The organism is Rhizobium sp. GR12, assembly GCF_036596185.1.
Lineage (GTDB): Bacteria > Pseudomonadota > Alphaproteobacteria > Rhizobiales > Rhizobiaceae > Agrobacterium > Agrobacterium nepotum.
In genome coordinates this window covers 320,030-339,258 of record NZ_JASXTH010000006.1, presented here as the reverse complement: position 1 = coordinate 339,258, position 19,229 = coordinate 320,030, and the positions used below count along the sequence as shown (strand labels likewise).

Below are 19,229 nucleotides of genomic sequence, written 5' to 3'. Positions count from 1 at the left end.
TGGGCCGCGCGCTTATACCGCAGCGGCAAGGCGCGACGCACGCACGCCCGTTGAAAGTCCCTTTACCAGCGTCGTGACGGCCGGCACGGTATCGGCTGTCGCCTGTCCGTCCTTCGTCAGGCTGCCGGCGATCTGGTTGACGATGGCCGAACCGACCACCACACCATCCGCCACAGCGCCGATTGCCTGAGCATGATCGGCCGTCTTGACACCAAAACCGACACAAACCGGCAGATCCGTATGCGCCTTGATACGACCGACCGCGCCCGAGATCAACGAGGGATCGGGAAGTGCGGAACCGGTAATGCCGTTCATGGAGACATAATAGACGAAGCCTGAGGTATTTTTAAGAACGGCAGGCAGGCGCTTGCCATCCGTCGTCGGCGTGGCGAGACGGATGAAATTGACGCCGCGCGCCAAGGCGGGAACGCAGAGTTCGTCGTCCATTTCCGGCGGCAGATCGACCACGATCAGGCCATCGACACCGGCCGCCAGCGCGTCGTCCAGAAACCTGTCGACGCCGTAGATATAGATCGGATTGTAATATCCCATCATCACGATCGGGGTCGCATCATCATCCTTGCGGAACTCGCGGGCGAGATCAAGCGTGGTTTTCAGCGTCTGGCCGCCTTTCAGCGCGCGCTGTCCTGCCAGCTGGATCGCCGGGCCGTCCGCCATCGGGTCGGAAAACGGCATACCGAGCTCGATGACATCGGCACCCGCTTCCGGCAAGGCCTTCATGATGCCGAGTGAGGTTTCGAAGTCCGGGTCGCCGCCCATGAAATAGGTGATCAGGGCCGGGCGATTTTCCGCCCGCAGATCGGCGAAGCGCTTGTCCATACGTGCAGTCATGATCTTATACATCCATTCCAAGGAACTTGCTGACGGTGTGGACATCCTTGTCGCCGCGACCGGAGAGGTTCATCAGGATGATTTCGTCCTTGCCCATCTTCGGCGCGCGCTTGATGACTTCCGCCAATGCGTGGCTTGGCTCCAGCGCCGGAATGATGCCTTCAAGGCGAGTCAGCATCTGGAAGGCGTCCAGCGCCTCATGATCCATGATCGGCACATATTCCACGCGACCGATATCGTTCAGCCAGGAATGCTCAGGGCCGATGCCGGGATAATCGAGACCTGCGGAGATGGAATGGCCTTCCTTGATCTGGCCATCGCTGTCCTGAAGCAGATAGGTGCGGTTTCCGTGCAGAACGCCCGGCGAACCGGCCGTGATCGATGCGCAATGCTCATCACCCGAAAGACCCTTGCCGCCAGCTTCTACGCCAACGATGCGGACATTCTTGTCATCGAGGAAAGGATGGAAGATGCCGATGGCGTTCGAGCCGCCGCCGACAGCCGCAATGATCATATCCGGCAGGCGGCCTTCGGCCTCCAGCATCTGTACCTTGGCTTCCTCGCCTATCACCGCCTGGAAATCGCGGACCATTTCCGGATAGGGATGCGGACCGGCCGCCGTGCCGATCAGGTAATAGGTATCGTCGACATTGGTGACCCAGTCGCGCAGGGCCTCGTTCATGGCATCCTTCAGGGTGCCGTGACCGGCCGTCACCGGCTTTACCTCAGCGCCCAGAAGCTTCATGCGGAAAACATTCGGCGCCTGACGTGCAACATCCGTCGCACCCATATAAACGACGCAAGGCAGACCAAAACGCGCCGCGACGGTGGCGGAGGCAACGCCGTGCTGGCCGGCACCGGTTTCGGCGATGATGCGGGTCTTGCCCATGCGCTTGGCAAGCAGGATCTGGCCCAGACAATTGTTGATCTTGTGCGAGCCGGTGTGGTTCAGCTCTTCGCGCTTGAAATAGATCTTCGCGCCGCCGAGTTCCGCAGTCAGGCGTTCCGCGAAATAAAGCGGGCTCGGACGGCCGGTATAGTGGGTGCCGAGGTACTTGAGTTCGGCCTGGAACTGAGGATCGGTCTTGGCCTTGTCCCATTCTGCCTGCAAATCCAGAATGAGCGGCATCAGCGTTTCGGCAACGAAGCGGCCTCCGTAAATGCCGAAGCGGCCGTCCTCATCGGGACCAGCGCGGAAAGAATTGGGTGTTGGCGCGTCGTTCACTTCAAGCTCCCTTTGGGCCTTTCGACCAATCATTCACCACATCGAAGAATGCGTCGATCATGGCCAGATCCTTGACGCCCGGCGCGCTTTCGACACCGGACGATAAATCTATTCCGCTTGCCCCCGTCTCGGCCAGAGCCTCGGCGACATTATCCTTATTCAAGCCCCCGGAAAGCATGTAATCTATACTTCCGTCAAGAGAGCGCAGGATGGTCCAGTCGAAGGAGACGCCGTTGCCGCCCGGCAGATCGGAACCGGCAGGCGCTTTGGCATCCAGCAGGAAACGGTCGGCTATGCCGATATAGGGATCGATTTTGGCAAGATCGGCGGCGTCGCGAACGGAAAGCGCTTTCATCACCGGAAGGCCGTAGAGCGCCTTGATGTTCAACACCCTTTCCGGGCTTTCGCCGCCGTGCAACTGCAGAATATCCGGTCTCAGCAGATCGACAATCTCGTCCAGGTCGTCATTGTCGGCATTGACGGTGACAGCGACCACCTTGGCGGCGCCACGGGCGGCTTCCGCCAGCCTGCCGGCGATATCGGGCTCGATGTTGCGAGGGCTTTTTTCAAAGAAAATAAAGCCGACATGGGAGGCACCGCGCCTGACGGCACGTTCCAGCGCTTCCGGTGTCTTCAATCCGCAAATCTTGATATCCGGTTTCATATCCGCGACCTGACACGAAATGCGACAAGAGTCGAGCCAAATCGCACCCGTTTTCCATGGAATGTTTCACGTGAATCCAGATGGCGATCCACGTCTCCACTTTCAATCAAAATCGATGGCGTGGAGTTTGGAGCCATGGCGTTTCAGCCATTCTTTGGCTTCCTGCGTGTGTGGGCAAAGCTTTTCGCACAGCGCCCAGAATTTCGGGCCGTGGTTCATTTCGCGCAGATGCGCAACCTCATGGGCGGCGAGATAATCGATGACCTTCTCCGGCGCCATGACGATGCGCCATGAGAAACTCAGATTTCCATCATGGGAGCACGAGCCCCAGCGGCTGCGGGTGTCCTTCATGCTGATGGATCGCACCGGCTTTCCGGCGGCGCTTGCATGAACGGCAACCAGTCTTTCCAGATCGGCCTTCGCTTCCTTTTTCAGAAAGGTCGCCACCCGTCTGCGCAGATGTTCGGGCGCGCCGCTGACCTTTAAAACCGCCGTGCCGTTCTCGTCTTTGGCGATATAGGTCAGGCCCCGCAGGCTGCCAGTGTGATGAATATGATGGGATACGCCACGAATATCGATGGTCGCACCGTGACGCAATCCCTCATCGGCGCCGAACTTTAAAAGCTTGCCTTCCAGCCAGCCTTGATGCCTTTCGAGAAAATCATCCACCTGGCCGTGATGGAGCCCGATCGGGATCGTCAGCGCCAATGCCCTTCCACCGGGTTCGATACGCAGGGTGATGCGGGTCGCGCGCGGATTTTCCTTCACCGTAATCGGCACATGCCGACCGGCCACCTCGACGGTGCGCTGGCTCGGTGCGGTCTTTTTTTGCGCCGGCGACTTCACGGATTTTCTGAGGAACGAAAACATGAGTGGTTCATAGCCGATTCGACACCGGCTTGGCCACGCAAATGCGCGGCATCGCCTGCCATTCCACTCTATGCGATCTCATGCTTGCGGATGAATTCCAGCATACGCGGCACGATCTCCTTGCGGAAACGCGACCCGTTGAAGACACCGTAATGGCCGACATCCGGCTGCATATAGTGGGCGCGTTTTTCATCAGGGATATTCCGGCAAAGATCGTGGGCCGCCCTGGTCTGGCCAACGCCGGAAATATCGTCATTCTCGCCTTCCACGGTGAACAATGCGACATTGCGAATGGCGGCGGGATCGACCGCCCTGCCCCTATGCAGCATGTTTCCCTTCGGCAATGCGTGTTCGATAAAGACGGTTTCCACCGTCTGCAGATAGAACTCCGCCGTCAGATCCATGACGGCCAGATATTCGTCGTAAAAATCGCGGTGCTTTTCGGCGGAATCGCCATCGTTCTTGACGAGGTTGAGATAAAAATCCTTGTGCGCCGTCATGTGCTTGTCGAGGTTCATGGACATGAAGCCGGATAATTGCAGGAAGCCGGGATAAACGATCCTGCCGAAAGCGGGCTGCGGCCACGGCACTTGCATGACGACATTGTCGCGGAACCATTCGATTGGCTTGGCCGTGGCAAGACCGTTGACCGCAGTGGGATTGATGCGCGTATCGATCGGGCCGCCCATCAATGTCATGGATGCCGGCGCGAAACTATTCCCATCGGCTTCCATGAGAGAGACGGCGGCCAGCACCGGCACCGACGGCTGGCAGACGGCGACCACATGCGCGCCCGGCCCGATCTCGCGCAGCATATCGATGACATAGCTGATGTAGTCGTCGAGATCGAAGGTCCCGTCGCTTACCGGCACCATGCGGGCATCGATCCAGTCGGTGATGTAGATATCCGCCGATGGCAGCAGTGCTTCGACCGTCCCCCGCAGCAATGTGGCATAGTGGCCGGACATCGGCGCTACCAGCAACACCTTCGGATGGGATTTACGAGCCGCGTCGAGTTCTTTTTTGAAATGAACGAGATTGCAGAACGGATGCGACCAGACGATTTCTTCGGTGACAGCAACAGTCTCACCATCGACAACAGTGGTGCCAAGGCCGAATTCCGGCTTGACGTAACGGCGTGTCAGGCGTTCGAACACCTCAAAGCCGGCATCGAGGCTGCGCCCGAAAGCGGTGCTGGAAAGCGGGTTCAGAGGATTGCTGCAGGCCTGGCGCATCATATCGGCACCGGCGCGCAGTGGCGCCATCGCCGCATGGTTCATTTCATAAAGGTGGTAGAACACTGATTACGCCTCCCTCGCGGATCAAGCTCTTTTTTTGACCATAGCAGCTTTTCGCAACTGCACAAAATCGAAGACGCCAGCGGTTTCCCGCCGGCGCCTCAATTTCAGTTGAACGCTAGAGCACGTCCAGTTTAAACGGAATCGTTAGACGTGCTCTATCTGTTTGGCGTTACGCATTTTCCGGACGTAAAACCGCTGCGCACTTTTACTGGAAATGCTCTGGTCGACAATCAGATGTCGGCGACAAAAGTCTGCTTCTGGGAACCGAGGCCCTCGATGCCGAGTTCAACGACATCGCCGGTTTTCAGGTAACGCGGCGGCTTCTGGCCCATGCCGACGCCGGGAGGCGTGCCGGTGGAAATGACGTCGCCGGGATGCAGGGACATGAACTGGCTGAGATAGGAAACGACATGCGCGACGCCGTAAACCATGGTCTTGCTGGAGCCGTCCTGCATCGTCTGGCCGTTGACCTTCAGCCACATGCCGAGGTTCTGCGGTTCAGTGATTTCTTCCTTCGTCACCAGCCAGGGGCCGATCGGACCGAATGTGTCGCAGGACTTGCCCTTGGTCCACTGTCCGGCGCGCTCCGTCTGGAAAGCGCGTTCGGAAACATCGTGCGAAACGCAATAACCGGCAACGTAATCAAGAGCATCGGCTTCCGAAACATATTTCGCCGTCTTGCCGATGACCACGCCAAGCTCGACTTCCCAGTCGGTCTTTTCGGAACCGCGCGGGATGACGACATCATCATTCGGGCCGACGATCGCAGACGTTGCCTTCATGAAAATGACAGGCTCCGGCGGTACGGAGGCACCGGTTTCAGCGGCATGGTCGGAGAAGTTGAGGCCGATGCAGATGAATTTTCCGGTTCCGGCAACGCAGGCACCAATGCGCTCGTCGCTGAGCACGGGAAGAGTGCCAAGATCGATGGCGGCAATCTTCTTCAGGCCTTCCGGAGAAATGGCTTCCCCACCGATGTCTTTGACAAGGGCGGACAGATCGCGGACTTTTCCTTCCGCATCGAGGATTGCAGGTTTTTCCTGGCCGGGCTGGCCAACGCGCATCAATTTCATGGAACTCTCTCCCGGTTGTCAGACAAGGTAATGCATATATGAACGATGCATTTATACTTGTCACCCCTTGACTGCTCCAACTTTCGAAAAATACCTTTTCCTTCCTGGCAACCAAAAGGACACGTCTGTGACGAACAGCAATTCCCGGCAATCCGAATATCCCGTCGATCCCCTCTTCCTCGATCGCTGGTCGCCCCGTGCCTTTGATGGGCGCGCCATGCCGCATGAACATCTGCTGACCATTCTCGACGCAGCGCATTGGGCGCCCTCGGCTTCCAATCAGCAGCCGTGGCGGTTTGTCTATGCACATAAGGATAGCGAAAACTGGCCGCTTTTCGTGGAACTTCTGGTGGAAGCAAACCAGCGCTGGGCGAAAAATGCCTCCGTGCTGCTCTTCGTCATCTCCCGCAGCTACAATATCTCGCGCGAGGGCGAGAAAAAACCATCCGCGACCCATTCCTTCGATGCCGGCGCGGCGTGGTTTTCACTTGCCATGCAGGCGCATCTGCTTGGTTACCACGCCCATGGCATGGCTGGCATATTGAAAGACCAGATCGTTGAAAAGCTTGATGTTCCTGATGGATACAAGGTGGAGGCGGCGGTTGCCATCGGCACCATGACCGACAAGGGCGTTCTTCCAGACGATCTGGCGGAACGGGAAGTGCCGAGCAAGCGGCTGCCTCTTTCAGACGTAGCTTTCGAAGGGCGGTTCATCGTCAAGGCCGATTGATATGCGGCAAGTCCGATGACAAAAGGCCCGGAGGAAATTAACCCACCGGGCCTTTTGTTAAAGTTTCGTTTCACGTGAATCGTTATGCGAGACGCCCCACAGGATTAGATGTCGAGGTTCGCAACGCTCAGGGCATTTTCCTGAATGAAGTCGCGGCGTGGTTCCACCTCGTCGCCCATCAGGCGGGAAAACAGACCGTCGGCATCCGTCGCATCGGGGACCTTGACCTGCAGCAGCGATCGGGCATTGGCGTCGAGTGTCGTTTCCCACAGCTGCTCGGCATTCATTTCGCCGAGACCCTTATAACGCTGCATGGAAAGACCCTTGCGGCCTGCGGCGAAAATCGCCTCCAGAAGCGCCCGCGGACCGGGCAGCTCCATCGTACCGTCCTTGCGTTGCAGGACCGGCGGGGTGGCGTAGATGTCGCGCGTGCGGGCTGTGAGCTGATCGATGTGACGGGCATCGGCCGAACCAATGAGGCCCATATCCAGCGTCGAGACTTCTTTTACGCCGCGCACCATGCGCTCGAAGCGCAAACCGCCGTCTTCCAGCACCGTGCCGGACCAGCCGCGTTCGGTTTCTTCCGCAATCATGTCGAGACGCCGCGCCACTTCGGCAACGGTTTCCTCGGCACGCGCGGCATTGGCCGAAAGCTCGGGGTTGAGCGCACCGGCAATGGCGGCCTGTTCCACAATCGAGCGGCTGTAGCGGGAGTGCAGGCCATCGATCAGCATGCGCATGCGCACAGCGTCGATAATGACCTCGCGGAGATCGGCGCCGACGCGCACTTCTCCGGAGCCGAGTGTGAGCGACGCCTCCTCAAGGCCCATGGAGATGAGGTATTCTTCCAGCGCCTTCTCATCCTTGAGATACTGCACGGATTTGCCGCGCGTCACCTTATAAAGCGGCGGCTGAGCGATATAGAGATGACCGCGCTCGATCAGTTCTGGCATCTGGCGGAAGAAGAAGGTCAACAGCAGGGTACGGATGTGGGCGCCGTCGACGTCAGCATCCGTCATGATGATGATCTTGTGGTAACGCAGCTTGTCCGCGTTGAATTCATCCTTACCGATCGACGTGCCGAGCGCGGTGATCAGTGTGCCGATTTCCTGGCTGGACAACATCTTGTCGAAACGGGCGCGCTCAACGTTCAGGATTTTACCGCGCAGCGGCAGGATGGCCTGCGTTTCGCGCGAGCGGCCCTGCTTGGCCGAACCGCCAGCGGAGTCGCCCTCGACGAGGAAGAGTTCGGATTTCGCTGGATCACGCTCGGAGCAGTCGGCAAGCTTGCCGGGCAGAGAGGCTATATCGAGCGCACCCTTGCGGCGCGTCAGTTCGCGCGCCTTGCGGGCGGCTTCGCGGGCAATAGCCGCTTCCACCACCTTGCCGACAAGGATCTTCGCGTCGGACGGATGTTCTTCGAGCCAGGTGGACAGAGCCTCATTGACGAGACTTTCCACGACCGGGCGTACTTCGGACGAAACGAGCTTGTCCTTCGTCTGCGAGGAAAACTTGGGGTCTGGGACCTTGACGGAAAGAATGGCTGTCAGACCTTCGCGGCAGTCCTCACCCTGCAAGCTCACCTTTTCCCTTTTCATGATGCCGGATGTCTCGGCATAGGATGTCATCTGGCGTGTCAGCGCTGCGCGGAAGCCGGCCATATGGGTGCCGCCGTCGCGCTGGGGAATGTTGTTGGTGAAGCAGAGTACATTTTCATGGTAGCTGTCGTTCCACCAAAGGGCGACCTCAACCGTGATGCCGTCCTTTTCGCTATAAATGGCGATAGGCTTGTCCACCAGGGGTTTCTTGGCCCGGTCGAGATAACGCACGAAAGCTTCAAGTCCGCCATCGTAAAGCAACTCTTCCTGCTTGATATCAGAATGACGCTTGTCGGTGAGTACGATACGCACGCCGGAATTCAAAAACGCGAGTTCGCGCAGGCGATGCTCCAGCGTACCAAAATCGTAATCCGTCATGGTGAAGGTTTCGGGGCTGGCCAGGAAGGTGACTTCCGTGCCGGAGCGGCCTTCATATTCGCCAATGACGGAGAGCGGCGCATCGGCAACGCCATGGGTGAAGGAAATCTCGTGCAGCCTGCCGCTGCGGCGGATTCTGAGCTTCAACCAGACAGAGAGCGCATTCACCACAGAAACGCCCACGCCGTGCAGACCGCCGGAAACCTTATAGGAGTTCTGGTCGAATTTTCCGCCCGCATGAAGCTGGGTCATGATGACTTCGGCGGCGGAAACGCCTTCGGACGAATGGATGTCGGTAGGGATGCCGCGTCCGTTATCCGTTACCGTCACAGATCCATCGGCGTTCAGCGTCACCGTCACCAGATCGGCATGACCCGCGAGCGCCTCGTCGATGGCGTTGTCGACCACTTCGTAGACCATGTGATGCAGGCCGGAACCGTCATCGGTATCGCCGATATACATGCCGGGCCGTTTGCGCACAGCATCAAGACCCTTGAGGACCTTGATCGAATCGGCTCCGTATTCAGTGTTCGCGCCGACTTCGCTTGACGATGTTTCGGTCATAAGTACTCTTTCCAAAATTTCCTGGCCAAGTTTTCAGTGAGAAGGCCCGAAGCCTGCGAATCACTCAAATCCGACATACGACTATAGAAATTCTACACCCAAACCCAAAGGCTGCATGCCTCAGGACGCTGCATAAAGCAGGGGATAGAGGGGTTTCAATCGCAAGAACGGCTTTTTTGCAGCACCGCTGACAGTTCCTCTATCACACTCGGCGGCAGCTTGCGAATATCCCGCGCCAGCCTATTGGCGAAAGCCGTATATTGCGGCGGCAGACCCACCGTGTCGATCGCCACCTTCGGGTCGGAGGAACCGGCGAGAAAGAACAATTCCTCCGCCTCGTCCCAGATAATGTTGAAATATCCGGCGATGCGCTGGAGAAGATCGAAGCTCGGCTTGCCACGTTTCCCGTGTTCCAGCGCCGAGAGGTAAGCGGGAGAGACGCCGATTGCCGCCGCCATTTCCCTCTGCGTTACACCCTTGCGCTCGCGAAGTAGCCGCACGGCCTCGGCAAAGGGCGTCATGATTTTTCACCCTTGCGGCGCGCCAGCCGGACATAGAGCGCACCATCGCCGCCGTGATTGGCCGATGCATCCTCATAGGACGAAATCAGGTGACGATATTCCGGTTTGGAGAACCACATGGGCACAGCTCTTTTCAGCGCACCGTCACTGCCGATGGAGCGCCCCTTGCCGGTGATGACGAGCACATGCCGAAGGCCCCGTTCGTGCGCCCGCAACAGAAAATCGAGCAGAACCGCATGGGCTTCGCTCTGGAACATGCCATGCAGATCGATACGTCCTTCCAGCGGCAGCCGGCCGCGCGTCAGCTTACGCTTGACCGGCTTTTCCATCGGCTGATGAATTTTGAGCTTCTTGTCCGGCGTGGCGGGCGGCACCTCCACCGGCTCAGCAAGCATGCGCGGGAAGACACCGATGCCGGTTTGCGGAACGACGGGTTCCGCCGGGGTTTCCTCAATATCGTCGAAAGCCAGCAAATCCTCCAGCCTGCCGGAGATCGGCCGCGCAGTTCTTGCGACTTTACCCCACAGAATGCGTTCTTCCTTGCCGAGCTTCCGACTACCCTTCATCGCCGATACCTTTCCGCAGCAACATGCGGCAACAGTATATAAAAATCGGCATCATTGCGCACCGTGCCCGCAAGTTCCCCCGCTTCGAAACCGGAACCGGTGAAAATATCTCCCCGGGCAGGTCCGACAATGGCCGACCCCGTATCAAGCGCCAGCATCAGTCGCGCAAAGGGTTTTCCTTCATCCAGATGGGTCAATGACGGCGCATGGATGAAAAAGGGAAAACCGAAAGTATGGATAAGCCTGTCCACCGCAAGCGCCCGTCCAGCGACCAGCGGCACCTTGGCGGCGGCGATCGGTCCCATGCCCAGCTCGGCGACATCGGCCACCCGGAAAAAAATATAGGAGCGGTTATGCCACAACACCCCGTCCACCTCATCCGGATGGTCGGCAAGCCATTTGCGGATCGTCTGCATCGAGACTGTTTTAGGATCGAGTTCCCCACGATCCAGAAGCAACCGGCCGATCGGCGAAAACGGATGCCCGGCCTTCGCGGCATAGGTGACGCGCTTCACCTCTCCATCAGGACACAGAAGACGGGCAGCGCCCTGAACATGGACGAAAAACAGATCGACCTTGGATTTCGCCCAGGCGATCTCAAGTCCCCTGCCCTCCAGATATCCTTCGTCGATCGCGCGGCGATCGGGAAAAAAGGAAATGCCGTCCTCGTCCTCTTTGCCGAAAACGTAGGCCGGATCAAAACCGGCGGGACGATTATTATCGTCTATATCCACCAACTCCGGCGGACGACGGTAGATTGGATACCGCCAGGTATCGTCACGGGCGGACGATACCTCGATCTCCGGCTCATAAAAAGCAGTTACGAAACCGCTTTTTCCTCCGGGCGGTGAAATTTTAAAAGGCACACAATTCGTTTCGAAAAACCGGCGCGCCTGTTCCGGACTATCGGCCTGTCCCTGATCGGCCATATCCAGAAGAGAAACCAGATCGGCGGCGGTGAGCCCGAGAGCGCCGGTCCTGTAAGGTTTTGCGGTCCGGAGATGCGACAGGATGGTCCGCATCGTCGGGAAAAGCGTGCGCGGATCGTCTTCCTGCCATCCCGGCAGATCACCGAAAGAAACTTCTTCGAACGAAAAGGGCGTATTCATTGCTCGGATTCGGTGGCAATCAGCTTCCAGTTCGGGTCACGCGAGCGAACGTCACGCGAGAAGGTCCAGATGTCGTCCACTTCCGCAACGTTATCCGGATCGCCATCCACCAGCTTGCCGTCCTTGTCATAGGTGGCCGAAATCAGCTGGCTGACAATTCTGATCGTGATCTGCTCTTCGGAATCGCGGATACCCGCCTGGGTGATGTCGGCTTTTTCTATTCCAATGAAAGTGGACTTCACGACCTCGCCGCGACCTTCCCGCTCGGAAATAGCCGCATCGAACCCGTCGAAAACCTCTTTCGACAGCAGGTTCCTGAGCGTCTTGCGATCGCCATCGGCAAAACCCATAACGATCATCTCATAGGCCATGCGGGCGCCGTTCAGGAATTCCTTGGGGCGGAATGTCGGGTCCTTGGTCATCAGCTCGCGCAGGGATGTATTCAAGGCGGTATCGACAGGCGCCAGGGCATCCGCCTCGGCAAAGCGGTTTTCATCCTCCCCCTCGGCGCGTTTCGGCAGGGTCACGACCTTGTTATCGTCCGTGACCGGGCCTTTCGCGACATCGCGCGGGCTATAGGGATCGAATGGCGGCTTCTCATTGCCGGTTCGGCGCCCGAGAACGCTGCGCAGCTGAAGAAAGATCAGCACCGCCGCAACGAGAAAGAACAATGTGATAAAGTCGCTAAAGCCCATCTTTTACCAAAACCGCCATTTAAATTCAAAAACCTGAACATCATATAGTCTGCATCTTATCATCATTCAAATGTGCAGATTCAATCATCGGTGTTCTCGGGAACCGGCAATCTGCCAGAGAAGCACACGCAAGGCTAGAAGATGCGTTTTTCCTTTCTCCCTATCGTCATCCTCATGATGCCAATTCTGGAAATCGCCGGTTTCATCATCGTCGGCAAAACGATCGGCCTGTGGCTGACATTGGCGCTCGTTCTGTTCACCTCGTTTCTGGGGTTGCTGATCCTGCGGCTCGGCGGCATTGGTCTGGTGAGAAATCTTCAGGCTGCCGGGCGCACCGGCGCCCAACCGGCAGATGAGCTGGTCAATGGTGCGATGCGGGTCGTCGCCGGAATCCTGCTTTTCATTCCCGGTTTCATCACCGACATTCTCGGCCTTCTGCTTTTGTCGCCGGTGGTTCGCCGTTTTTTCTGGAAAGCATTTGGGCCGCGTGTTGTCGTGGCAGGCTCTTTTCGCCAGCCAGGTAGCCAGGCCGGTCCTCAGCCCGGCGATTATTCCGGGTCTCGCAATGATCAGGGAAATGCCGGCAATTCGAAGGTGGTGGACCTCGATGAGGAAGAGTTTCACCGCGAAGGACCGAAGGATTCTCCCTGGTCCAACAAGCCGGATGATCGCGACCTGCCCAAACCCTGACAGCCCGGTGGAAGGGATCGCGAAGGGTTGTAAGGCTCGGGTCGAAATGATAGACCGCCTTCCACGAATTCACGCCGCGAGGAAACGTAATGACCGCTGAAAATGGCGCACAGGGCGCAGTAAGTCCTTCCCTCAACATTCTTACCCAGTACATCAAGGATCTTTCCTTCGAAAATCCGGGTGCTCCTCGTTCGCTTCAGGCTCGTGACAATGCGCCGTCGATCAACATCAATGTCAATGTCAACGCAAACCCGATCTCCGGTTCGGATTTCGACGTTGTGCTGACACTGAACGCCGAAGCCAAGGATGGCGAAAAGGTCCTGTTCGCGGCCGAGCTGGTTTATGGCGGCGTGTTCCGCATTGCCGGCTTCCCGCAGGAACATATGCTGCCTGTGCTGTTCATCGAATGCCCTCGCCTGCTGTTCCCCTTCGCACGCCAGATCATCGCCGACGTGACCCGCAATGGCGGCTTCCCGCCGCTGATGATCGATCCGATCGATTTCGCGCAGATGTTTTCGCAGCGCGTTGCCGAGGAACAGGCCAGAGCAAAGGTTCAGGCCGTACCGAACTGAATGGCGCACGACGCCGCTCTTTTGGAATTTCGACAAAACAAAACCCGGGTTCGTCGCCCGGGTTTTTTATTTGATGGCATTCGTCATTTTTCAGCGTTGCATCTCAGCGCCTGGCGCGCTCAATTCTGGTAACGGTTCCAGATCGCCTTGTCGCCCATGCCGAGAACGAGCTTGCCATGCGCCGCGACGGTCTCTGCATCCAGTCTTGATGGTAGAGGATGCGGCCTTTGCAGCGGCTCATGCGATACGTCATCTTCAATAATGACCGTTTGCTGTTTGGCAGCGGAACCGAAACCGAGCGCCGTCTGACGTCCGCCGATCATTTCGATATAGACTTCTGCAAGCAACTCGGAGTCGAGCAACGCACCGTGCTTGGTGCGGTGGGAATTATCTATCCCGTAACGCCGGCACAGGGCATCCAGGGAGTTTGGACCCATGGGATGCTTGCGGCGGGCGAGTGAAAGCGTGTCCGTCACCAAATCGGCTGAGACCGGCGCAATACCGAGACGGGCAAATTCCGCATTGATGAAGCCCATGTCGAATGTCGCATTATGCGCCACCCAACGGGCGCCTTCGAAAAAGTCGCGAATCTGGTCGACGACATCGGCAAACTTCGGTTTGTCTTTCAGAAAGTCGTCGGCAATGCCATGAACCGCAAGCGCATCGGGGTGGACCTTCCGGTCTTCCGGGCTGATGAAAAGATGCAGCGTTTTTCCGGTTGGAAAATGGTTGATCAGCTCAATACCGCCGATTTCGATCACACGGTCCACTTTCGATTCCAGACCTGTGGTTTCCGTATCGAAAATGATCTCACGCATTGTTTTCTCCTTGGCCTGAATCGGTAGCCAATCTCTGCAAAATCCCTCTTACCTGATCCTGCGCCGCTTCGACACCATTTCCGGTATCGATGACAAAATCGGCGCGACGGCGCTTGTCGGCGTCGGGCAGCTGCCGGGCAAGGATCATTTCAAATTTCTCTTCGGTCATGCCCGGTCGGGATAAAACCCGCTGACGCTGTATTTCCGGCGCGCAGCTAACGACGACGATTTTATCGACACGCGCGTCCGCCCCGGTTTCAAACAGCAAGGGAATATCAAGAAGAGCGAATCGCTGATCTTCCTTCCTTGCCTTCTCAAGGAAGGATTCCTGTCTCTCGCGAACCAGCGGATGGACGATCGCTTCCAGCTTGCTGAAATTAGCCGGATTCTTCCGCAGGACACTGCCGAGTTTTTCACGATCCACCACGCCGGAAATGGTCGTGCCCGGAAAGGCGGATTCGATCAGCGGCACAGCTTCTGCCCGATAAAGATCGTGCACGACCGCATCCGAGTCGAGGACCGGAACACCTTCCCCCGCAAACAGCTTCGCCGTCGTCGTTTTTCCCATTCCGATCGAGCCGGTAAGACCGATGACGATCATCAATGTTTCTCCATATCCTCGATGATGAGGGAGCGGAGGCTTTCGTCGACCTCAGGCGTTTCACCAAACCATTTTTTGAAGCCGGGTTTTGCCTGATGGAGGAGCATGCCAAGCCCGTCGACAGTCACGATGTCCTGCGCCTCGGCCATCTGCAAAATAGGCGTTCTCAGGGGCACGTAGACGATATCGGTCACGACGGCATTTGCTGCGAGCGGCGAAAAATCGAGTTCGGGCGCTTCGGTCCCGTCCATACCGAGCGATGTGGTGTTCACGAAAAGCCCGGCACCCTGCATGACCTCATGAAGCGCGCCCTGTGGATGGGAAAAGACCCGGGGGCCAAAACGGTCGGCCAATTCCCGGGCGCGTTCGATCGTGCGGTTCAAAACGTGGATTTCAGCGATACCGCGGTCCCGTAGCGACTGAACCACAGCCCGGCTAGCCCCACCAGCTCCTAACACCACTGCGCGGTCGGTTTTATCCCAGCCGGGATGACGCTCATCGAGATTGGAGACGAAACCGTAACCATCCGTGTTGGTGGCGCGAAGCCTGCCCTCTTCCATCCAGATGGTGTTGGCGGCACCCAATTCCTCCGCCAGTTCGTCAGGACTATCCGCCAGCCTGTAGGCGGCTTCCTTATGTGGAATAGTGACATTTCCACCGACTGCGGATCCCGGACCTTGCTCCTTCAGCGCCGCAATGAAATTCGGGAAGGCGTCCGGGGAAACTTCAACAGCCTTATAGGAACCAGCAATGCCGAATTTCTTCAGCCAGTAGGAATGGATGATCGGCGATCTGGAGTGCTTGATCGGGTAACCGACAACGAAGGCGTTTATGGTTAATGTTTCACGTGAATCAGCCATCGATGACATCCATGTCGCGTAGTTTCGATAAAAGCGGCAGAAGCGGTAGACCAAGAATGGTGAAGTAATCCCCCTCTATCGAGGTAAATAGCTGGATTCCTTCCCCCTCAAGCTGATAGGCGCCGACACTACTCAAGGCCCTGTCTCCCACGCGTTGCAAATGACGGGAGACAAATTCGGCGCTTAAATTGCGCACGGAAAGCTCAGCGCTGGAAACCGTCTGCCACACCACCTCACCGCCGCGGACAAGAACGGCCGCACTGTTCAGGCGATGAACCTTGCCGGACAATGACAGCAAGTGCGCTTCAGCTTCCGCCATGTTTTTCGGTTTGTGGTAGACACGCGCGCCGAGCGCCATGGTCTGGTCACATCCAAGAACAAGCGCTTCTGGATGCAGCCTACCGACAGCGAGGGCCTTGGCCTTGGCGAGTTCCAGTGCGACCTCTTCCGGCCCAGAACCTTTTTTTTCCAGCCGTTCATCGAGCGCCCGCTCGTCAATATCCGCCGGGGTCGCCGAAAATATCAGTCCCGCATTGCGCATCAACATCTGGCGGGATGCGCTGGACGAGGCGAGGATCAACTCTTGTTTCATCGACTGTCTGCTCCTGATGGTGCGATCCCGATTATCGCGTCCTCGAACGAAGGGCAAGGATGGCCGCGGCCGTTTCCTCAATGGAACGGCGTGTGACATCGATCAGCGGCCAATTATTACGGGCGCAGAGCGAGCGCGCATATTTCAGCTCCTCCATGATGGTGGCGCGATCCGTGTAACGACCGTTGTCAAATCCACCGGTGGTGCCGAGTTCCCGGTTTTCGCGCACCTGCGATATACGATCCGACGTCGCGACGAGACCGACGATCAGCGGCCTTGTGGCTGCGTACAGGCTTTCCGGCAAAGGCACATTGGGAACGACCGGAATGTTGGCGGTCTTTATTCCCCTGTTGGCGAGATAGATGCTGGTCGGGGTTTTCGATGTCCGGCTGATCCCGATGATGACGATATCGGCCTCGTCATAGGTTTCCGGCATTTGCCCATCGTCGTGATCCATGGCGAAATTGAGCGCTTCGATCCGCGCGAAATATTCGGCGTTCAACGCGTGCTGTGCTCCGACCCGTCGTCTCGAAGGCGCACCGAGATAGGTCTGGAAAATGCCGATGATCGGCTCAAGGACGTTAACACAAGGCACCCCGATCGCGTGGCAGCGCAAATCCAGGAATTCGGCCAGCTGCTGGTCGACAATGGTATAAAGGACGATCCCGGGTTCCTTGTCGATCAGATCCACCACCTGGGCGAGCTGCTTCTGGTTCCTGATCATCGGATAAACGTGTTCCACCGGCATGGAGGCATGGAACTGCGCCGAGACGGCACGGCCGGCCGACATGAGAGTCTCTCCCGTTGAGTCCGAAATCAGATGCAAATGGAAGAAACTTTTTTTGTTCTCCACGCTGTTTTTCTTCCGCTGTTGATAAACCGGGACAAACTGCCGAATTGTCCTGCGGGCCGATCCGCGACGTGAATAAGGTGGTGTTTTTCCACAATTCGCAAGTGGCTGCATTGCTATTGGGCATGCCTGTGAATTGTTTGAAGAAGGTGGACTTGTTCAAATCTATCCACAGTCAGTCCACAGATAGATTCCCTTTGATCGTTATTTTAACTTGCTGAAAATATTACATAAAATCCTGTTTTCCAATTTATCCGAAACAGGCAGGCTTTTGAGATGCCCAAGCCACCAGATCAAGGTCCGGCTGCGGCATTTCGACTGGAAAGATTTTAATCCTTGCTAGTCACCGACTCTAAGAAATAGAAAATCTTTTAAATCTCTTAGATTTTATTTTTTAGAAGACGGATGCAATGAGCGAGCGTAAGATTATCACGGTGTTGAATGGGCAGACGGTCACACCTCCACCCATCTGGCTGATGCGACAGGCAGGTCGCTATCTTCCCGAATACAGGGAAATACGAAAGAACGCCGGGAGTTTCCTCGATCTCTGTTATAATCCCGAATTGGCAACGGAGGTCACTCTTCAGCCAATTCGCCGGTTCGGCCTGGATGCGGCAATTCTCTTTTCCGATATTCTGGTGATACCGGACGCCCTTCACCGCAACGTTTCCTTCAGCGAGGGAAAAGGCCCGGCCATGGACCCGATCGATGTGGCCGGCATAGACCGACTGGATACGGCGGATGTCATGACGCATCTTTCGCCCGTTTTCAAAACGGTCTCCCGCTTACGCACTGAGCTGCCGGATGAGACGACGCTTCTCGGATTTTGCGGCGCGCCCTGGACAGTGGCCACCTACATGATTGCCGGCCACGGAACGCCGGATCAGGCGCCGGCGCGGCTATTCGGTTATCAGGAGCCGGCTGCGATGGAGAAGCTTCTTACTGTCCTGGCAGAGGTTTCCGCCGATTATCTGGTGGCGCAGATCGATGCCGGGGCCGATGCGGTCCAGATCTTCGATTCATGGGCCGGTGTGCTTGGCGAAAGGGAATTCGAGGAATTTGCGATAAAGCCTGTCGCGCGCATCATCGCCTCGGTGCGTGCCCGCCGTCCGTCCGCGAAGATCATCGCGTTTGCCAAGGGCGCGGGTTATCTTCTGAAGGATTATCGTCGTAAGACCGGTGCGGACGCCATCGGGTTGGACTGGTCGGTGCCGCTCGGTTTCGCGAAGGATTTGCAGAAGGAAGGTCCCGTGCAGGGCAACCTTGACCCCATGCTGATGGTGGCGGGGGGTAAGGCGTTGCAGGACGGTATTGACGCCGTGTTGCAGGCTCTTGGACAGGGCCCGCTGATTTTCAATCTCGGCCATGGCATAACCCCGCAAACCGATCCGGAAAATGTCGCGAGACTGGTGCAGCGGGTACGCGCCGGCGGAGCTGGGGCATGAGCGGTGAGAAACAGACCTCCGCCCGATCCGGAAACAAGGCCGCTCTTCGTGCAGGCATCGCGCTTAGCGCCTTTGCTGCTTTTGTCGCCCTGTTGTTTTACAGCGATCCGGCCGATCTCTATCTCTGGATCAAGGCGCTTCATATCATCGCGGTGATTTCCTGGATGGCGGCGATTTTTTACCTGCCGCGGTTGTTCATCTACCACACCGATGCGCCCGCCGGTTCGCAGCAATCCGAAACCTTCAAGGTGATGGAACAGCGGCTGATCAAGGTCATCATGAACCCGGCCATGATGATTTCCTGGACATTAGGGCTTTATCTCGCCTGGTCGGTTTATGGTTTTTCCGGCGGCTGGCTGCATGCGAAGATCACGCTGGTGGTGCTTCTGACCGTCACCCATGTATACTTCACCCGCAGTGCCAAACGTTTCGCGCGGGATGAAAATACCAGGCCTGCCCGTCACTGGCGGTTGATGAACGAGGTTCCGACGGTATTGATGATCCTCATAGTCATACTTGTGGTTGTGAAACCCTTCGCTTAGGAGGTTTCGAGGATAAATTTCGCGGAATTCGTGCTTTCCTCTTGCAGTAGCTCTATTCAATCGCTATTTTCGCATCACTCATCTCGTGGCATGTGAATTATTCAGTCATCTGC

Annotated in this window: 21 protein-coding genes; 5 read left to right on the top strand and 16 right to left on the bottom strand. The window is 57.3% G+C overall.

Annotated elements, in window-relative coordinates; all coding sequences use genetic code 11:
• Positions 1-12 precede the first annotated feature (12 nt).
• The 6 genes from trpA to QSK43_RS13140 form a co-directional block, all read right to left on the bottom strand.
• Complete coding sequence (gene trpA / locus QSK43_RS13165; protein ID WP_332303793.1) at positions 13-852, bottom strand: tryptophan synthase subunit alpha; 840 nt, start codon at positions 850-852, stop codon at positions 13-15.
• Between the two features lie 4 nt (positions 853-856).
• Entirely contained in the window at positions 857-2,077 is a 1,221-nt protein-coding gene (gene trpB / locus QSK43_RS13160) for a tryptophan synthase subunit beta (RefSeq protein ID WP_332303792.1), read from the bottom strand.
• 1 nt (position 2,078) lies between these two features.
• Positions 2,079-2,741: a phosphoribosylanthranilate isomerase gene (locus QSK43_RS13155; RefSeq protein WP_332303791.1), complete on the bottom strand. Its 663-nt coding sequence runs from the start codon at positions 2,739-2,741 to the stop codon at positions 2,079-2,081.
• 102 nt (positions 2,742-2,843) lie between these two features.
• A complete protein-coding gene (locus QSK43_RS13150) occupies positions 2,844-3,611 on the bottom strand; it encodes a M48 family metallopeptidase (protein ID WP_332303790.1) in 768 nt (255 codons plus the stop codon).
• A gap of 68 nt (positions 3,612-3,679) precedes the next feature.
• A complete protein-coding gene (locus tag QSK43_RS13145; RefSeq protein WP_332303789.1) occupies positions 3,680-4,912 on the bottom strand; it encodes a polyhydroxyalkanoate depolymerase in 1,233 nt (410 codons plus the stop codon).
• A 230-nt stretch (positions 4,913-5,142) separates the two neighbouring features.
• The gene (locus QSK43_RS13140; protein WP_332303788.1) at positions 5,143-5,985 is read right to left on the bottom strand and encodes a fumarylacetoacetate hydrolase family protein; all 843 of its coding nucleotides are present in this window, start codon (positions 5,983-5,985) and stop codon (positions 5,143-5,145) included.
• Between the two features lie 127 nt (positions 5,986-6,112).
• Between QSK43_RS13140 and QSK43_RS13135 the strand changes: the two genes are divergently transcribed.
• Positions 6,113-6,715 carry a nitroreductase family protein gene (locus QSK43_RS13135; RefSeq protein WP_332303787.1) on the top strand — a complete coding sequence of 201 codons (603 nt, stop codon included), beginning with the start codon at positions 6,113-6,115 and terminating at the stop codon, positions 6,713-6,715.
• 104 nt (positions 6,716-6,819) lie between these two features.
• On the opposite strand, the gene gyrB is transcribed toward QSK43_RS13135, so the two are convergent.
• From gyrB to QSK43_RS13110, 5 genes are all read right to left on the bottom strand, one after another.
• Complete coding sequence (gene gyrB / locus QSK43_RS13130; RefSeq protein ID WP_332303786.1) at positions 6,820-9,255, bottom strand: DNA topoisomerase (ATP-hydrolyzing) subunit B; 2,436 nt, start codon at positions 9,253-9,255, stop codon at positions 6,820-6,822.
• 155 nt (positions 9,256-9,410) lie between these two features.
• Positions 9,411-9,776: a helix-turn-helix domain-containing protein gene (locus QSK43_RS13125; protein ID WP_045019263.1), complete on the bottom strand. Its 366-nt coding sequence runs from the start codon at positions 9,774-9,776 to the stop codon at positions 9,411-9,413.
• Entirely contained in the window at positions 9,773-10,342 is a 570-nt protein-coding gene (locus QSK43_RS13120) for a Smr/MutS family protein (protein ID WP_332303785.1), read from the bottom strand. Before QSK43_RS13120 ends, QSK43_RS13125 begins: the two co-directional genes overlap by 4 nt.
• Positions 10,339-11,451: a murein transglycosylase A gene (gene mltA / locus QSK43_RS13115; RefSeq protein ID WP_332303784.1), complete on the bottom strand. Its 1,113-nt coding sequence runs from the start codon at positions 11,449-11,451 to the stop codon at positions 10,339-10,341. Before mltA ends, QSK43_RS13120 begins: the two co-directional genes overlap by 4 nt.
• Complete coding sequence (locus tag QSK43_RS13110) at positions 11,448-12,146, bottom strand: Tim44/TimA family putative adaptor protein (protein WP_045019266.1); 699 nt, start codon at positions 12,144-12,146, stop codon at positions 11,448-11,450. The genes mltA and QSK43_RS13110 overlap by 4 nt, the downstream gene beginning before the upstream one ends.
• A gap of 141 nt (positions 12,147-12,287) precedes the next feature.
• Here QSK43_RS13110 and QSK43_RS13105 point away from each other — a divergent pair, with 141 nt between their 5' ends.
• Together QSK43_RS13105 and secB are read left to right on the top strand one after the other, a co-directional pair.
• Positions 12,288-12,836 carry an FxsA family protein gene (locus tag QSK43_RS13105; protein ID WP_045019267.1) on the top strand — a complete coding sequence of 183 codons (549 nt, stop codon included), beginning with the start codon at positions 12,288-12,290 and terminating at the stop codon, positions 12,834-12,836.
• A gap of 89 nt (positions 12,837-12,925) precedes the next feature.
• The gene (gene secB, locus QSK43_RS13100) at positions 12,926-13,408 is read left to right on the top strand and encodes a protein-export chaperone SecB (RefSeq protein ID WP_332303783.1); all 483 of its coding nucleotides are present in this window, start codon (positions 12,926-12,928) and stop codon (positions 13,406-13,408) included.
• 119 nt (positions 13,409-13,527) lie between these two features.
• On the opposite strand, the gene dnaQ is transcribed toward secB, so the two are convergent.
• The 5 genes from dnaQ to QSK43_RS13075 are packed head-to-tail and all read right to left on the bottom strand — an operon-like array spanning position 13,528 to position 17,132.
• Complete coding sequence (gene dnaQ, locus QSK43_RS13095) at positions 13,528-14,226, bottom strand: DNA polymerase III subunit epsilon (RefSeq protein WP_332303782.1); 699 nt, start codon at positions 14,224-14,226, stop codon at positions 13,528-13,530.
• A complete protein-coding gene (gene coaE, locus QSK43_RS13090; protein WP_332303781.1) occupies positions 14,219-14,827 on the bottom strand; it encodes a dephospho-CoA kinase in 609 nt (202 codons plus the stop codon). Before coaE ends, dnaQ begins: the two co-directional genes overlap by 8 nt.
• Positions 14,827-15,687 carry a shikimate dehydrogenase gene (locus QSK43_RS13085; protein WP_332303780.1) on the bottom strand — a complete coding sequence of 287 codons (861 nt, stop codon included), beginning with the start codon at positions 15,685-15,687 and terminating at the stop codon, positions 14,827-14,829. Before QSK43_RS13085 ends, coaE begins: the two co-directional genes overlap by 1 nt.
• Positions 15,680-16,279, bottom strand: coding sequence for a Maf-like protein (locus QSK43_RS13080; RefSeq protein WP_332303779.1), 600 nt, complete (start codon positions 16,277-16,279; stop codon positions 15,680-15,682). Before QSK43_RS13080 ends, QSK43_RS13085 begins: the two co-directional genes overlap by 8 nt.
• Before the next feature lie 31 nt (positions 16,280-16,310).
• Positions 16,311-17,132 carry a pyruvate, water dikinase regulatory protein gene (locus QSK43_RS13075; RefSeq protein ID WP_332303778.1) on the bottom strand — a complete coding sequence of 274 codons (822 nt, stop codon included), beginning with the start codon at positions 17,130-17,132 and terminating at the stop codon, positions 16,311-16,313.
• A 407-nt stretch (positions 17,133-17,539) separates the two neighbouring features.
• Between QSK43_RS13075 and hemE the strand changes: the two genes are divergently transcribed.
• Entirely contained in the window at positions 17,540-18,574 is a 1,035-nt protein-coding gene (hemE, locus tag QSK43_RS13070; RefSeq protein WP_332303777.1) for a uroporphyrinogen decarboxylase, read from the top strand.
• Positions 18,571-19,116 (top strand): protoporphyrinogen oxidase HemJ, encoded by a 546-nt coding sequence (gene hemJ, locus QSK43_RS13065; protein WP_332303776.1) that lies wholly within the window; start codon positions 18,571-18,573, stop codon positions 19,114-19,116. Before hemE ends, hemJ begins: the two co-directional genes overlap by 4 nt.
• Positions 19,117-19,229 lie beyond the last annotated feature (113 nt).

What these genes read in the sequence shown, in the direction of transcription:
- hemE (WP_332303777.1), top strand. Translation starts at nt 17,540, where the DNA reads ATGAGCGAGCGTAAGATTATCACGGTGTTGAATGGGCAGACGGTCACA.
- QSK43_RS13125 (WP_045019263.1), bottom strand. Translation starts at nt 9,776, where the DNA reads ATGACGCCCTTTGCCGAGGCCGTGCGGCTACTTCGCGAGCGCAAGGGT.
- QSK43_RS13150 (WP_332303790.1), bottom strand. Translation starts at nt 3,611, where the DNA reads ATGTTTTCGTTCCTCAGAAAATCCGTGAAGTCGCCGGCGCAAAAAAAG.
- coaE (WP_332303781.1), bottom strand. Translation starts at nt 14,827, where the DNA reads ATGATCGTCATCGGTCTTACCGGCTCGATCGGAATGGGAAAAACGACG.
- secB (WP_332303783.1), top strand. Translation starts at nt 12,926, where the DNA reads ATGACCGCTGAAAATGGCGCACAGGGCGCAGTAAGTCCTTCCCTCAAC.
- QSK43_RS13120 (WP_332303785.1), bottom strand. Translation starts at nt 10,342, where the DNA reads ATGAAGGGTAGTCGGAAGCTCGGCAAGGAAGAACGCATTCTGTGGGGT.
- QSK43_RS13105 (WP_045019267.1), top strand. Translation starts at nt 12,288, where the DNA reads ATGCGTTTTTCCTTTCTCCCTATCGTCATCCTCATGATGCCAATTCTG.
- QSK43_RS13085 (WP_332303780.1), bottom strand. Translation starts at nt 15,687, where the DNA reads ATGGCTGATTCACGTGAAACATTAACCATAAACGCCTTCGTTGTCGGT.
- QSK43_RS13140 (WP_332303788.1), bottom strand. Translation starts at nt 5,985, where the DNA reads ATGAAATTGATGCGCGTTGGCCAGCCCGGCCAGGAAAAACCTGCAATC.
- trpA (WP_332303793.1), bottom strand. Translation starts at nt 852, where the DNA reads ATGACTGCACGTATGGACAAGCGCTTCGCCGATCTGCGGGCGGAAAAT.
- QSK43_RS13110 (WP_045019266.1), bottom strand. Translation starts at nt 12,146, where the DNA reads ATGGGCTTTAGCGACTTTATCACATTGTTCTTTCTCGTTGCGGCGGTG.
- hemJ (WP_332303776.1), top strand. Translation starts at nt 18,571, where the DNA reads ATGAGCGGTGAGAAACAGACCTCCGCCCGATCCGGAAACAAGGCCGCT.
- gyrB (WP_332303786.1), bottom strand. Translation starts at nt 9,255, where the DNA reads ATGACCGAAACATCGTCAAGCGAAGTCGGCGCGAACACTGAATACGGA.
- QSK43_RS13080 (WP_332303779.1), bottom strand. Translation starts at nt 16,279, where the DNA reads ATGAAACAAGAGTTGATCCTCGCCTCGTCCAGCGCATCCCGCCAGATG.
- mltA (WP_332303784.1), bottom strand. Translation starts at nt 11,451, where the DNA reads ATGAATACGCCCTTTTCGTTCGAAGAAGTTTCTTTCGGTGATCTGCCG.
- QSK43_RS13155 (WP_332303791.1), bottom strand. Translation starts at nt 2,741, where the DNA reads ATGAAACCGGATATCAAGATTTGCGGATTGAAGACACCGGAAGCGCTG.
- dnaQ (WP_332303782.1), bottom strand. Translation starts at nt 14,226, where the DNA reads ATGCGTGAGATCATTTTCGATACGGAAACCACAGGTCTGGAATCGAAA.